10 protein-coding genes are annotated in these 12,156 nt (G+C 71.0%); 2 read left to right on the top strand and 8 right to left on the bottom strand.

Going from position 1 to position 12,156, the window contains the following annotated elements:
- Positions 1–173 precede the first annotated feature (173 nt).
- Positions 174–1,064, top strand: a complete 891-nt coding sequence (locus B7X32_RS00990) for a DUF2510 domain-containing protein (RefSeq protein WP_292714701.1) — start codon at positions 174–176, stop codon at positions 1,062–1,064.
- 84 nt (positions 1,065–1,148) lie between these two features.
- Here B7X32_RS00990 and B7X32_RS00995 read toward each other — a convergent pair whose 3' ends face one another.
- The 6 genes from B7X32_RS00995 to B7X32_RS01020 all read right to left on the bottom strand — a co-directional run bounded on the left by B7X32_RS00995 (position 1,149) and on the right by B7X32_RS01020 (position 8,904).
- Positions 1,149–3,836: a penicillin acylase family protein gene (locus B7X32_RS00995; RefSeq protein ID WP_292714704.1), complete on the bottom strand. Its 2,688-nt coding sequence runs from the start codon at positions 3,834–3,836 to the stop codon at positions 1,149–1,151.
- Positions 3,837–4,087: 251 nt separating this feature from the next.
- Positions 4,088–5,983 (bottom strand): YhgE/Pip domain-containing protein, encoded by a 1,896-nt coding sequence (locus B7X32_RS01000; protein ID WP_292714707.1) that lies wholly within the window; start codon positions 5,981–5,983, stop codon positions 4,088–4,090.
- Positions 5,980–6,930: a hypothetical protein gene (locus B7X32_RS01005; protein WP_292714711.1), complete on the bottom strand. Its 951-nt coding sequence runs from the start codon at positions 6,928–6,930 to the stop codon at positions 5,980–5,982. The genes B7X32_RS01000 and B7X32_RS01005 overlap by 4 nt, the downstream gene beginning before the upstream one ends.
- Entirely contained in the window at positions 6,927–7,595 is a 669-nt protein-coding gene (locus B7X32_RS01010) for a TetR family transcriptional regulator (RefSeq protein ID WP_292714714.1), read from the bottom strand. The genes B7X32_RS01005 and B7X32_RS01010 overlap by 4 nt, the downstream gene beginning before the upstream one ends.
- Before the next feature lie 107 nt (positions 7,596–7,702).
- The gene (locus B7X32_RS01015) at positions 7,703–8,107 is read right to left on the bottom strand and encodes a nuclear transport factor 2 family protein (RefSeq protein ID WP_292714717.1); all 405 of its coding nucleotides are present in this window, start codon (positions 8,105–8,107) and stop codon (positions 7,703–7,705) included.
- Entirely contained in the window at positions 8,098–8,904 is an 807-nt protein-coding gene (locus tag B7X32_RS01020; protein ID WP_292714721.1) for an MBL fold metallo-hydrolase, read from the bottom strand. The genes B7X32_RS01015 and B7X32_RS01020 overlap by 10 nt, the downstream gene beginning before the upstream one ends.
- Positions 8,905–9,056: 152 nt before the next feature.
- Here B7X32_RS01020 and B7X32_RS01025 point away from each other — a divergent pair, with 152 nt between their 5' ends.
- Positions 9,057–9,932, top strand: a complete 876-nt coding sequence (locus tag B7X32_RS01025; protein WP_292714724.1) for a helix-turn-helix transcriptional regulator — start codon at positions 9,057–9,059, stop codon at positions 9,930–9,932.
- Positions 9,933–9,941: 9 nt separating this feature from the next.
- On the opposite strand, the gene B7X32_RS01030 is transcribed toward B7X32_RS01025, so the two are convergent.
- The gene (locus tag B7X32_RS01030; protein WP_292714727.1) at positions 9,942–10,574 is read right to left on the bottom strand and encodes a SatD family protein; all 633 of its coding nucleotides are present in this window, start codon (positions 10,572–10,574) and stop codon (positions 9,942–9,944) included.
- Between the two features lie 90 nt (positions 10,575–10,664).
- Positions 10,665–12,113, bottom strand: coding sequence for an argininosuccinate synthase (argG, locus tag B7X32_RS01035; RefSeq protein ID WP_292714732.1), 1,449 nt, complete (start codon positions 12,111–12,113; stop codon positions 10,665–10,667).
- Positions 12,114–12,156: the final 43 nt, after the last annotated feature.

Raw genomic sequence — 12,156 nt, forward strand, 5'->3', positions numbered from 1 at the left:
TCACATCCGGCGACGCGCGAAGTCACGCGCCCCGGGCGCTCACCACCTTCGAGTCGTCCCCGTCAGCGCACGCCATGGGCTCCGCTGGCGGGGACGACTCGAAAGTAGAGGAGGGGACGGGGGACAGGGGGGATCCGGGGGCGGATAGAGTCGACGCGACGGAGGGGGCCGCGATGGACGTGCAGCCGGGGTGGTACGACGCGGGGGTTCCCGGGCGCGAGCGCTGGTGGGATGGATCCGCATGGACGGAGTACGAACGCGACGCGCCGCAGCTCGCACCGCCGACGGCTCCCGCATCCGTCGCGCCGCCCGCATGGGGCGGGTCGGCTGCGCGCGTGATGCCCGCCGCGACCCTGCCGGCGCCCGGATGGTACGAGCTGACCGGCGGATTGCTGCGCTGGTGGGAGGGGCGGTACTGGACGGGATTCCGGATCAAGGACGGCCGTTTCGGCACGGATGGAGTCGCCGTCGAACAGCCGGTGATGGCGTGGGTGCTCGGTGGGTTGTTCCTGGCCCTCGGGGCTCTGCAGCTGCTGCTCTCGCTGCCGACCGGGTCCTACGTCGGGACCGGACTCCCGCTCATGGCTCTCGGAGTGCTCTGGTTCGTCATCGCCGCACGCACCGCCGCCGTTCGTGCCGTTCCGGCACCGCTCTCCTCGCCGGTCCATCCCGACCTCGTGCGACCGCTGCCCGGCGAGCAGGAGGGTCCTGGCGCGGGCTGGTATCCGGTCACCCGCGCTGCGACGCGCTGGTGGACGGGTGCGCGCTGGTCGCACTACGTGTGGACGCGTTCCGGCATCAGGCCCGTCTTCCACGCGCACCGGGCGATCGTCATTCTGCGTGTCGTCGTGTGGGTCATGTTCGGGCTGGCGCTGCTCGGCATCGCGGGTGGCATCGTGCTGATGGCGATGGCGCCCGGCGACCCCACACTGACCTTCGTCGGCGCGGTTGCGCTCATCATCGGGCTCGTGTTCGCCCTGGCCTGGGTCCTGATGCTGATCTCCGCACAGACGCAGACACGCCTCCTGCGCCTCCCCGCGGATCCCCCCACCCCGCAGGCCTGACCTTTTCTTCGAGTCGTCCCCGTCAGCGCACGCCATGGGCTCCGCTGGCGGGGACGACTCGAAAGTAGAGGAGAGCAAGGGGGGTCAGGCTGTGGGGGGCCTCAGCACCAGGGTGTCGACGGTGGCGGCGGCGACGGCCTTGCGGGAGAACGGCCAGGGGGACTGCAGGCCCTTCGACCAGTTCTCGGTCTGGTCCGTGTAGTGCGGGCTGAAGGCGTGGCCGCTCGCGCCCGTGAGGTGGATCCAGCTGGATGCGTCGAAGTCGGAGAGGTCGACCACCATCCGCATCGACGGCACCGTGGTCGTCGCGTAGGAGCCGCCGAGCGTCCAGCCCGTGGCGTCAACGAGCGAGGACCCACCGCCGACCGGATACGGCCCGCGGTTGAACAGCCACTCGATCGGCGCGATGCCGCTCTTGCCGAGCGTCTGGTGCGTGAGCGTGATGGCGTGCAGATCGCCCCAGCTCCACCGATTGGGATCCGACCCCTGCGCCTTCACGAGCTCGTCATACGCCTGCTTCGCCGACAGCGCCAGCATCTCGTCCCGGCCCGTGACGCCGATCGTCGCGTTGGTCCACAGCGGGTCGTCCGGGTTCTCCAGCATGGGGCCCACGACCGTGAAGAGACGCCCCTGCCCGTCCATCGGCAGCGGATGCTCGCGGTTCGCGAACAGGTTCAGCGCCAGGTGCTGCCAGAGCACGTTCGCGTAGGCCGCGGCGGGCGAATCGGCGGCGGCCTGCGCGTCCCAGGTCTTGAGCAGCTCGACGGCCCCGCGCGCGCCGGCGTCCTTCGAGGGCGGGAGCTCCTGCATCTCCGCGGCGAGCTGTTTGCCAATCCAGCTCTGCTGGTCGAACTGGATGTTGCGCATGTCCTGCGCGGTCAGGGCGTGCTGCTTCACCGTACGTTCGATGAGCTCGGCGATCCGGGCGGCGCGGTAGCCGTAGTCCCAGTCCCTGGAGAGGAAGTACGGATAGCCGTCCGGGACGATCGCGTTGTTCGCGGTCACGATGTAGCCCTCGTCCGGGTTGTAGGAGACGGGGAGCTTCTCGAAGGGGATGTATCCGGTCCAGTCGGAGGCGCTCGTCCATCCCGGCTGCGGGAAGTAGCCGTTCCCCGCGCCCCGGATCGGCAGGCGGCCCGGCGTCTGGTAGCCGATGTTCCCCTTCTGGTCGGCGTAGACGAGGTTCTGCGCAGGGACGTCGAACAGCGATGCCGCGTGCCGGAAGCCGGCGAAGTCCTTCGCGGTGTTCATCGCGAAGATGGCCGTCGAGGTGGTGCCCGGATCCAGTGCCGTCCAGCGCAGGCTCACGGCGTACTGACCGGGGAGCGCGTCTGCGGCGGCGCCGGGGGCGACGCCCGTCTCCCCTCCCGGTGAGCCCGCCTGGGCGAGCCCCACGATCGGGGTCTTCGCGAGAGTCGTGAAGTCGTCGGTCAGGCCGGACACGATCGGGCCGTGCACGGTCGAGCGGATCGTGAGGGTGATGTCGTCCCCGCCGGCGACCTTGACGGTCTCGGTGCGCGTCTGCAGCGGGACGCGCACGCCGTCGCGCCAGTACGAATCGCCGTCGACCTTCTCGATGTAGAGGTCGGCCACATCGGTGGTCAGGTTCGTGAACCCCCAGGCGATGTCCGCGTTGTGCCCGATCACGATGCTCGGCAGCCCCGAGAACGAGAATCCGCCCACGTCGAACGGGCAGGCGGCGCTCACCGTGCGGCAGCGCAGCTGCATCTGGTACCAGACCGAGGGGAGGGCCGCGCCCAGGTGCGGGTCGTTCGCGAGCAGTGGCTTGCCGCTCACGGTGAGGGAGCCGGAGACCACCCAGGAGTTGGATCCGATCCCCTCGCCCGGGTTCCCGAGCAGCGTCTGCACGGCCTCGAGCGTGCTGCCGGCGGTCGTCCAGCGCACCGCGCCCGGCGCGCTCGCCGTGGGCGCAGCGGTCGGCGCCGGCGTGGAGCCGGGGGCGTTCCCCGCCGCCGTGTTGGAGCCCGTCCCGCCCGACGCACTCGCCGCGTCGGCTCCGACCCGCTCCATGGGGGTGATGGTCGGCACGATCATGGGGTGCCGATCGAAGGGGTACGCCGGGTAGATCTCGTTCATGGTGGCGGCATCGACGGTGGGCGCGAGCAGCGCGCGCGTCGTCTCGCTCTCGACGTTGCCGCGCAGATCCCAGGCCATCGCCTTGAGCCACGCGACCGAGTCGGCCGGCGTCCACGGTGCGATCGTGTAGCCGGGGTTGTTCATGCCGACCACGGCATACTCGAACGACGCCTCCGCGCCCTTGTGATCGGCGAGGTAGGCGTTCACGCCTTCGGCGTACGCCTCGTAGTAGCCGCGGGTGGTGGGATCCATCGCCGCGACCTCCTTCTCGGCGATGCCGTGCCAGTCCAGCGTGCGCAGGAACTCGTCGGTGGCGACCTGGGAGGATCCGAACAGCTCGGCGACCCTGCCGCTCGTCACGTGCCGCCGGAAGTCCATCTCCCAGAACCGGTCCTGCGCATGCACGAAACCCTGCGCGAAGAAGAGGTCGTGGCTGTTGTCGGCGGTGACCGTGGGGATCCCGCGGTCGTCGCGCTGCACGGTCACCTGCGCCTTCAGCCCCTTGAGGGCGAGGTCTCCCGAGGTCTGCGGGAACGAGCGCTGCACGGTCCACACCAGGAACAGCGCAGCCGCCGTGGCGAGGATCACGATTGCGGCGATCACGCCGAAGGCGACGCGGCCGATGATCCGCCCGGTGCGGCGGCGGGGCTTCGCGGCGGGTGCGGCTGACGACATCGCTGCTCCTTCGAGTGACACGGAGTCTCACGGTCGGAAGGATCGGGTCGCAGCACCGCGAGACGTCCTCGCATCCTAGCGCGCGGGAGGGCGCCCGCCCGCCGCCACCGCAGCCGCCGCAGCCGCCGCCGTCCACCGGAGCGGGCACCGCCCTCGCCCCCCTGCGGGTCCCCTACTTTCCGAGTCGTCCCCGTCAGCGCACACCATAGGCTCCGCTGGCGGGGACGACTCGGATAGAGGCGTGCCGCGGCTCAGCCGATCAGGCTGGGCTGCAGGTCGCGCAGGGTGCGCTTGTGCGTCATCCTCGTCACGCCGATCATCGCGATCAGCAGCGAGCCGACCATCCAGATCCCCAGCACGGCGAGGTCGGTCATCGCCCGGCCGACCTGGCCGCCGTACATGAGCTGTCTCATCGCGTCGACCACATAGCCCATCGGCAGCACGTGGTGCAGGGCGGCGAGGGGCGCGGGCAGCGTCTGCCACGGGAAGGTGCCGCCCGCCGTCACGAGCTGCAGCACCATGAGCACGAGACCCATGAACTGGCCCACGGATCCCAGCCACACGTTCAGCGCGAGGATGATCGCGGCGTACGTCGCCGAGGCGAGCACCATGATCCCGAGCGCGCCCCATCCGTTCTGGAAGGTGAACCCGAGCGCCCAGGCGAGCACGCCGAGCAGGCCGAGCATCTGCAGGGCGCCGAACGCCGCGGGCGTGAGCCATCCGGCGAGGGTGATCCGGATCGGCGAGTGCAGCGCCGTCACCGCGCGGCGCGAGATCGGCTTGATGATCAGGAACAGTGCGTAGATGCCGATCCAGCCGGCCAGTGCGGCGAAGAACGGCGCGAGGCCCTGGCCGTAGTCCTTGGCGGCGGCGACCTTGTCGCTGGACACGTCGACCGGGTTCGCGATCGTCTTCGCCTGCTGCTCGCGCAGCTCGGGGGTGGACGACGGGATCGCGTCGACGCCGGCCTTCAGGCCGTCGCGCAGCGTGCCGATGCCGGTGCTGAGCGTCCCGAGGCCGTCGTGCAGGCTCTTCGCGCCGTCGCGGGCGGCGGCCGCGCCCGTGCTCAGAGTCGCGGCGCCCGTGGCGGCGGTCTGCGCGCCGTCCGCGAGCTGCTGGGACTTGTCGGCGAGGGTGGCGCTGCCGGATGCGACCTGGGCGCTGCCGTCGGCGAGCTGGTCGATCTTGCCGACCGCGCCCTGCACGGTGTCGTTGCCGCTGCGGAGCTTGTCGCCGAGCGGATCCAGCTTCGCCAGGATCGCGTCGATGTCGGCCTGCGACATGCCACGGTCCGCGAGCGCGGCGGCGATGTCGCTGCGCGCCTGGGGCAGCGCGTTCGTCGCCTGCTGCACGAGGGATCCGGCCTGGTCCGCGTACTGCGCGATCTGCTGGTTGCCGGCGCTCACCTGCTGCGCGCCGTCCGCGAGGGTCGCCGCACCGGCGGCGAGCTGCTGGGAGCCGTCCGCGATCTGCGCCGTGCCGCCGGCGAGCTGCGAGGCGCCGTCGGCCAGCTGGGACGTGCCGTCGGCGAGCTGGCCGCTGCCCGAGACCGCGGTGTTCGCGCCGTCGTACAGCTGGGACGCGCCGTCCGCCGCCTCCTCGAGCTTGCCGCGCACATCGCTCAGGCCCGTGAGCAGCTTGTCGGCCGCCTCCTGGCCGACCATCTCGGCGACCGATCGGCGGATCTTCTCGACCGCGCCGGATCCGATCGACGACGCGAGGTAGTTGTTGGCGTCGTTCGTCTCGAGCTCGATCCGCGCCTGGTGGGGGCTCGTGCCGGAGGCGGACAGCAGCGCCTCGGAGAACGTCTTCGGGATCGTCACGGTGAAGTCGACGTCGCCGTTCTTGAGGGCGGAACGCGCGGCGCCCGCGCTCATCCGGTTCCAGTCGAACGCCTTGCCCTCGACGAGGTTGTCGGCGACCTTCTCGCCGTAGTTCGTGGTGGTGCCGTTCGAGGTCGCACCGGTGTCCTCCACGACGAGTCCGACCGGGACCTCGCTGAACTTCCCGTAGGGATCCTGGTTGGCCCAGAGGTAGAGCCCGCCGTACAGGATCGGCACGGCCATCAGGGCGATCAGGGCGATCACGGCCATGGGGCTCGCGGTCAGCCGGCGCAGCTCGGCGCCGATCATCGCGGGGATCTTCATCGCGCGGCTCCGTTCTCGGTCTCGGTGGTGGGGGTGGGGGTGCCGGTGCCGGTGTCGGTGTCGGCGGTGGTGTCGTCGATCCCGGTGCTCGCCGCAGGGACGTCGTCCGGCACGGGGTCGTTGAGCGAAGACGCCGCAGGCGACTGAGACGAAACTCGGTGCTCATCCGGTTGCGGCGTTTCGTCTCGCTCCGCTCGCTCAACGACCGCCGCTCGCTCAACGACCGCCGCTCGCTCGACGACCTCGGAGGGGACCGGTTCCGGATCCGCATCCCGCACGGTGGTGGATCCGGTCACGTCGGCGAGCGGGCGCACGGGCACGGTGGCGTTGGACGGGTAGTCGGTCTGGAGCGCCTCGGGGAGCCGCTCGATGACGGCGGCCGCGGATCCGCCGACGATCACGAGCACGGCGAAGCCGCGCTCGGCGAACTCCGTGGCGATGCGCCACCAGCCCTCCGGGCGCCCGCCGTGACGGTCGGGCGAGACCAGCACGAAGCCCTCGACGTCGTCGCGCAGCACCGCGAGCTCCGCCATCACGCGCACGCGCACGGACGGCTTGATCGTGCCGATCGGCTGCGCGGCGAGCTCGGCGTAGCCGATCTGCTCCAGCCAGCGCCGGGCGTGCAGCGGGGTCGCGGGGAGGCCGGCGAACATGAGCTCCTCGCCCACGACCGCGGCGAGCGTCACGCCGGGGTGCGGGTCGCTGACCTCCGGCGCGTCGACGAGCGCCATGCGGCGGCGCAGGTCTCGGTCGTTGCGCGTGCCGTCGATCGTGACCTCGCCCGTGTCGGGGCGCATGCGGCCGGTGGCGATGAGCCCCAGCACGGTGGGGCGCAGCTCGGTCTCGGCGAGCACGAACCTGGCGTGGCCCGTCTCGATCTCCAGCGACGTGCGGGGCAGCGCGTGGCCCTTCTTGCCCTTGCTGATGTCGTGCACGGCGATCCTCATGCGCGGCCCTCCTCGGCGGGAATCGTGGCAAGCGTATCCGGCGCACCGGTCGCGGAGAGTTCGGGGTGCGCGGCGAGCAGCGCGTCGATCTCGCGCCAGCCGAGCCCGGCGACGCTGAGCACGGCGCGCACCGCGATGTCCCCCGCGATGGGGGAGGAGGCGTCGGTGCGGGTGACGACGGTGCGGGCGCTCTCCTCGATGAGGCGGGCGAGCGTCGGCGCGGCCATGTCCTGGCGCAGCTCGCCGTCGTCCTGGCCGCGGCGGACGAGCGCCGCGAGCACGCGCCGCAGGGGTGCGAGGGCGGCGGCGGTCTCCTCGACGTGCGCCTCGTCGAGCGCGATCGCCGCGGCCACCTGCACGTGCGCCGCCTCGCGCCACAGGTCGGCGGTGAGGCGCGCCAGCGCGATGCGGCTGTCGGCGTCGTCGACCCGCTGCGCGACGGCGTTGAAGCGGGCGGCGCCGGCGGAGATGAGCGCGTGCACGAGCGCGGTGCGGTCGTCGAAGTGGCCGTACAGGGCGCGGCGGCTGAGGCCGGCCGCGCGGGCGATCTGGTCGACGGAGGCGTGCGGATCCACGGCCAGGGTCTGCGAGGCGGCGACGAGGATGCCGGCCCGGTTCTCGGCGGCGTCCCTGCGCTGGCGGCGGGGTGCGGTGGTGTCTGTCACCGGACCAGTGTACGCCTAACGTGCACATGAGTGTGCAAGTTAGCTGAGTGCGGCGGATCCGGCGTGGAGAGCGACGAGACGCCCTCCACGCCGGAGGCGGCTGAGGCTCAGGCCATCGCGTCGCGGACGAGAGCGGTGTCGACGAACTGCTCGAAGCGCACGATCAGGCCGCCCCGCACCACGAAGTGGTGAGCCACCCGCACGTTCAGATCCTTGCCGGTCGCGTCGTTGCGGGCCGTGTAGCGGGCCAGTACGACGACGTTCTCGCCGTCGACGACGTAGCTGTCGTCGTGCGCGGTCCAGCCCGTCCAGTCCCGTCCCAGCACCTCCATCACATTCGCGGTGACGCCTTCGGGAGTGCGGTAGGTGCCGGCGAGCGGGAAGCCCGCCATCTCGGTCCACTCCACGTCGGGGGCAAGGGTCGCCCGCAGGGCCGCGAGATCGCCCGCGGCCGACGCGAGGTACTGCCTGCGGACGACGTCCGCGGGTTCGGTCGACTCGTTCAGCCCCATGACATCTCTCCCTTCGCGACCTTGGTACCGAGCGACGCGGCGATCTGCAACCCGGCTTCGGGGTACTCGCCGAGCAGTGTCTGCTCGGCTGCCGCAGCGTCGACGGACGCGGCGATGACGTCCTCGAAGCGCTTCAGGTACGCGCGGGTGTACTCGATCGCGGTGCGGTCGGTCGGCGCATCCGCGACGCGGTGACCGGCGACGACGAAGGTCGGGTCCAGCGACTCGAATGCGTCGAGTGCACGGAGCCAGAGGCTGCGGGCCTCGGAGGTCCCGGTGTCGGCGGTCCACACGTGCAGGCCTTCGAACAGCAGGATCCCGCCGAAGATCGCGCGCTGCGCGGCGTCGTAGACGAACCAGCGGCGATCGCCGAGGTCGTCGCCGGCGCTGCGCAGCTCGATGCTGCGATCGTCGATGGCGATCTCGCCGCCGTCGAACGCGGTCAGCTCGACGAGCCGGGTGGGCAGGTTCGCGCCCAGGTGCGCCCAGGCCTGCAGCTTGCCCTCGTAGCTGTGCCGGATGTGCTCGATCACGTCGCTCGGAGCGAGGAACCGGGCATCGGGGAACGCGTCGGCGATGACCTCGGCGCCGAAGTAGAAGTCGGGATCGCCGCCGGTCACGAGAACGGTGGTCAGCGTCTTGCCGGCGTCGAGGATCGCCGCGGTGATCCGGTGCCCATCGGCGCGAGTGAACCCCGCGTCGACGAGTACCGCCTCGGTCTCTCCGGTGACGAGCACGCTCGTCTTGTGCAGGGACGACGCCGGTGCGTCCAGGACGGTGATGGTGAGCTCGGTCATGTCGTTTCTCTGCGGAACTTTCTCTTCGAGTGGAGGACGGGTGACGGCGAATGTCTGGGACCTGTCACCTCTGTTGGTGTAAAACTATGCTCATGGCGGGCGGAGAACACGGTCCAACCGGGACAGAACGTGGTGAATTTCGGACATCAGGGGTGAGGCGGATCCCCTACAGCCCTGCGGATGCGCAGCGCTCGTCGATCGAGGTGACCACGATCGACCGGATCCGTACCCGTGCGGGACTTGCCGAGTTCGCCGCACTGCAACGACCCGATTTCGAGCTGCTGCTCGCGATCGACCGAGGCGAAAGCGCGCACGAGGTCGATTTCGCCCGTTACGCGCTCTCCGCCGGCGACGTCCTCTGGGTGCATCTCGGGCAGGTGCAGCTCTGGGGGGACATGCGTCGACTCGAAGGAGCCGTCGTGATGTTCGACCCCATCGCCCTCCCCCCGGAGACCGTCGCGCTGCTCCGATCCCTCGGCGGGTTCTCCCGGAACCACTGGCCGGGCGCGGCGACCGGGGGCGGGGCGTTCGCCGTCCTGCTCGCAGGTCTCACCGCACTCGCGACGGAACCTCCTGGCGCCCCGGCGATCGCCCCACGGGCGTCGACCCACGCCGCGCGGCACACGCTCGCAGCGGCGTTGCTCGCCCTCGCCGGCACGACCACGACTCGCGCCGTGCCGGAGGCGGAGCCGCCGGAGGCGTTTCACTGGTTCTTCGACGAGGTCGAGCGCAGCTTCGCGGAGCATCGCACGGCGGCCTGGTATGCGCGGCGCCTCGGCTATTCGGAGCGCACGCTCAACCGGCTCGCGCGGGCGCACGCGGGAACCAGCGCGAAGGGTCTCATCGACCGTCGCGTGATCCTCGAGGCGAAACGCCTCCTGGCGCATGAACAGATCGCGGTCGCCGCGATCGCCGCACGGCTCGGCTTCGACGATGCCGCGAACTTCTCGAAGTACTTCCGCCACCGCACCGGAACCACGCCAGGAGCGTTCCGGGGTGGCGAACGCGAAGAGACGCGCGGTCCCTGAGGTGGGCGCTCAGGCCAGGAGCAGCCGGAGTCCCTCGAGCACGGCGCCCGCCCCGGACGAGGCGAGCGCCTGCGAGACCGCGGGCTGGGTGACGCCCTCCGCGGCGGCGAGCTCGCGCTGCATGACACCCAGGTGGCGGCCGTAGGTGAGCCGCCGGGTGCGGGGGCTCATGTCGGTGATGAGCTGGTCGCGGGTCAGCAGCGCGATGTTGGCCTGGCGGGCGAGGAGGTGCGTCGCCTCGGGCTCGGCCTCGTGTGCGATCACCCAGGTGCGCGCGCCGGGCACGGTGCGGCGCTGGAGGGCGTGCGTGTGCTCGATCGCAGCCCGCGCGGCCCACCAGCCCGGCCCCTCGGGCAGTCCTCCCGCGGCGGTGGGGATCTCCTCGACGGGGCCGATGCCCACGCCGAACCGGCAGTCGATCCCCTCGGGCAGTGCGAGCCGCAGCAGGGTCAGCGCTGCGAGCGCGGTCTCGAGCGTGGGGTAGAGGCCCTGCTGCTCGTCTCCCACCGTGGGTCGGAGCGGGCTCGCGGCGAGAGGCCTGTCGGCTTCCACGCGCGCGATCGCGTCATCGAGTGCGTGCTGGGCGTCCGAGCGGTCGTCGAGGCTGCGGGAGCCGACGATATCGAGGATCACGGCGATCATGCGCAAAAGCTTATCACTGATTTTTGGTAAAGATAAGCTTTTCGCTACTCTTTCGGATCCATTCGGGGAGGGCTGATGCGCCCTCCCCGCTCAGTCCGTGCCGGAGTCGAACGCGGCGCCCTCGCTCGCGGCGTCCACCGCGTCCGCCAGGGCCTCCTCGGTGTCGGCGAGGGTGGTGCCCTCGACCGCGGCCGCGATCTCGCCGGACTCGCCCGCCGTCACGCGGCCGACGAGCTCGCCCGTCGCACCGCCGACGAGGCCGAGCCCCGCGTACTGCTCGAGGCGCGCACGGGAGTCGGCGATGTCGAGGTTGCGCATCGTGAGCTGGCCGATCCGGTCGACCGGGCCGAAGGCGGCGTCGCCGACGCGCTCCATGGACAGCTTCTCCGGGCCGTAGGAGAGGTTGGGGGAGACGGTGTCGAGGATCGTCCAGTCGTCGCCGCGGCGCAGGCGGATCGTGACGGTGCCCGAGATCGTGGATCCGACCCAGCGCTGGATCGACTCGCGCAGCATGAGCGACTGCGGCTCGAGCCAGCGGCCCTCGTACATGAGGCGGCCCAGGCGCCGGCCCTGCTCGTGGTAGGTCGCGAGGGTGTCCTCGTTGAGGATGCCGTTGACGAGGCGCTCGTAGGCGATGAAGAGGAGCGCCATTCCGGGGGCCTCGTAGATGCCGCGCGACTTCGCCTCGATGATGCGGTTCTCGATCTGGTCGCTCATGCCCAGGCCGTGGCGTCCGCCGATGCGGTTCGCCTCGAAGACGAGCTCCACCGGATCCGCGAACTCGACGCCGTTGAGCGCGACGGGACGACCGCCGGCGAAGGTCACCGTGACGTCCTCGCTCTCGATCGCGACGGAGGGATCCCAGTACTTCACACCCATGATCGGGTCGACGGTCTCGAGCGACACGTCCAGGTGCTCGAGGGTCTTCGCCTCGTGCGTGGCGCCCCAGATGTTGGCGTCGGTGGAGTACGCCTTCTCGGCGGAGTCGCGGTACGGGAACCCGTGCGCGACGAGCCACTCGCTCATCTCCTGGCGTCCGCCGAGCTCGGTGACGAAGTCGGCGTCGAGCCAGGGCTTGTAGATGCGCAGGCGCGGGTTGGCCAGCAGGCCGTAGCGGTAGAACCGCTCGATGTCGTTGCCCTTGTAGGTGGAGCCGTCGCCCCAGATGTCGACGCCGTCCTCCTTCATGGCGCGCACCAGCAGCGTGCCCGTGACGGCGCGGCCGATCGGCGTCGTGTTGAAGTAGGTCTTGCCGCCGGAGCGGATGTGGAACGCGCCGCAGGACAGGGCGACGAAGCCCTCCTCGACGAGCGCGGTCTTGCAGTCGATCAGGCGCGAGTCCTCGGCGCCGTACTCGAGCGCACGGCCCGGGATCGAGGCGATGTCGTCCTCATCGGGCTGGCCGAGGTCGCCCGTGTACGTGTACGGGACAGCACCCTTGTCGCGCATCCACGCGACGGCCACGGAGGTGTCGAGACCTCCCGAGAAGGCGATGCCGACGCGCTCGCCGACGGGCAGGGACTGGAGGACCTTGGACATGGGATCCAGTCTATCGGCGGCGTTTCGCGGGTTTCGACGGGGG

It is taken from the genome of Microbacterium sp. 13-71-7, from assembly GCF_002257455.1.
Taxonomy (GTDB): Bacteria; Actinomycetota; Actinomycetes; order Actinomycetales; family Microbacteriaceae; genus Microbacterium.

Bases quoted from the DNA above. Each gene is read 5' to 3' on its own strand.
- B7X32_RS00990 (WP_292714701.1), top strand. From the start codon at position 174: ATGGACGTGCAGCCGGGGTGGTACGACGCGGGGGTTCCCGGGCGCGAG.
- B7X32_RS01030 (WP_292714727.1), bottom strand. From the start codon at position 10,574: ATGATCGCCGTGATCCTCGATATCGTCGGCTCCCGCAGCCTCGACGAC.
- B7X32_RS01020 (WP_292714721.1), bottom strand. From the start codon at position 8,904: ATGACCGAGCTCACCATCACCGTCCTGGACGCACCGGCGTCGTCCCTG.
- argG (WP_292714732.1), bottom strand. From the start codon at position 12,113: ATGTCCAAGGTCCTCCAGTCCCTGCCCGTCGGCGAGCGCGTCGGCATC.
- B7X32_RS01005 (WP_292714711.1), bottom strand. From the start codon at position 6,930: ATGAGGATCGCCGTGCACGACATCAGCAAGGGCAAGAAGGGCCACGCG.
- B7X32_RS01015 (WP_292714717.1), bottom strand. From the start codon at position 8,107: ATGGGGCTGAACGAGTCGACCGAACCCGCGGACGTCGTCCGCAGGCAG.
- B7X32_RS00995 (WP_292714704.1), bottom strand. From the start codon at position 3,836: ATGTCGTCAGCCGCACCCGCCGCGAAGCCCCGCCGCCGCACCGGGCGG.
- B7X32_RS01000 (WP_292714707.1), bottom strand. From the start codon at position 5,983: ATGAAGATCCCCGCGATGATCGGCGCCGAGCTGCGCCGGCTGACCGCG.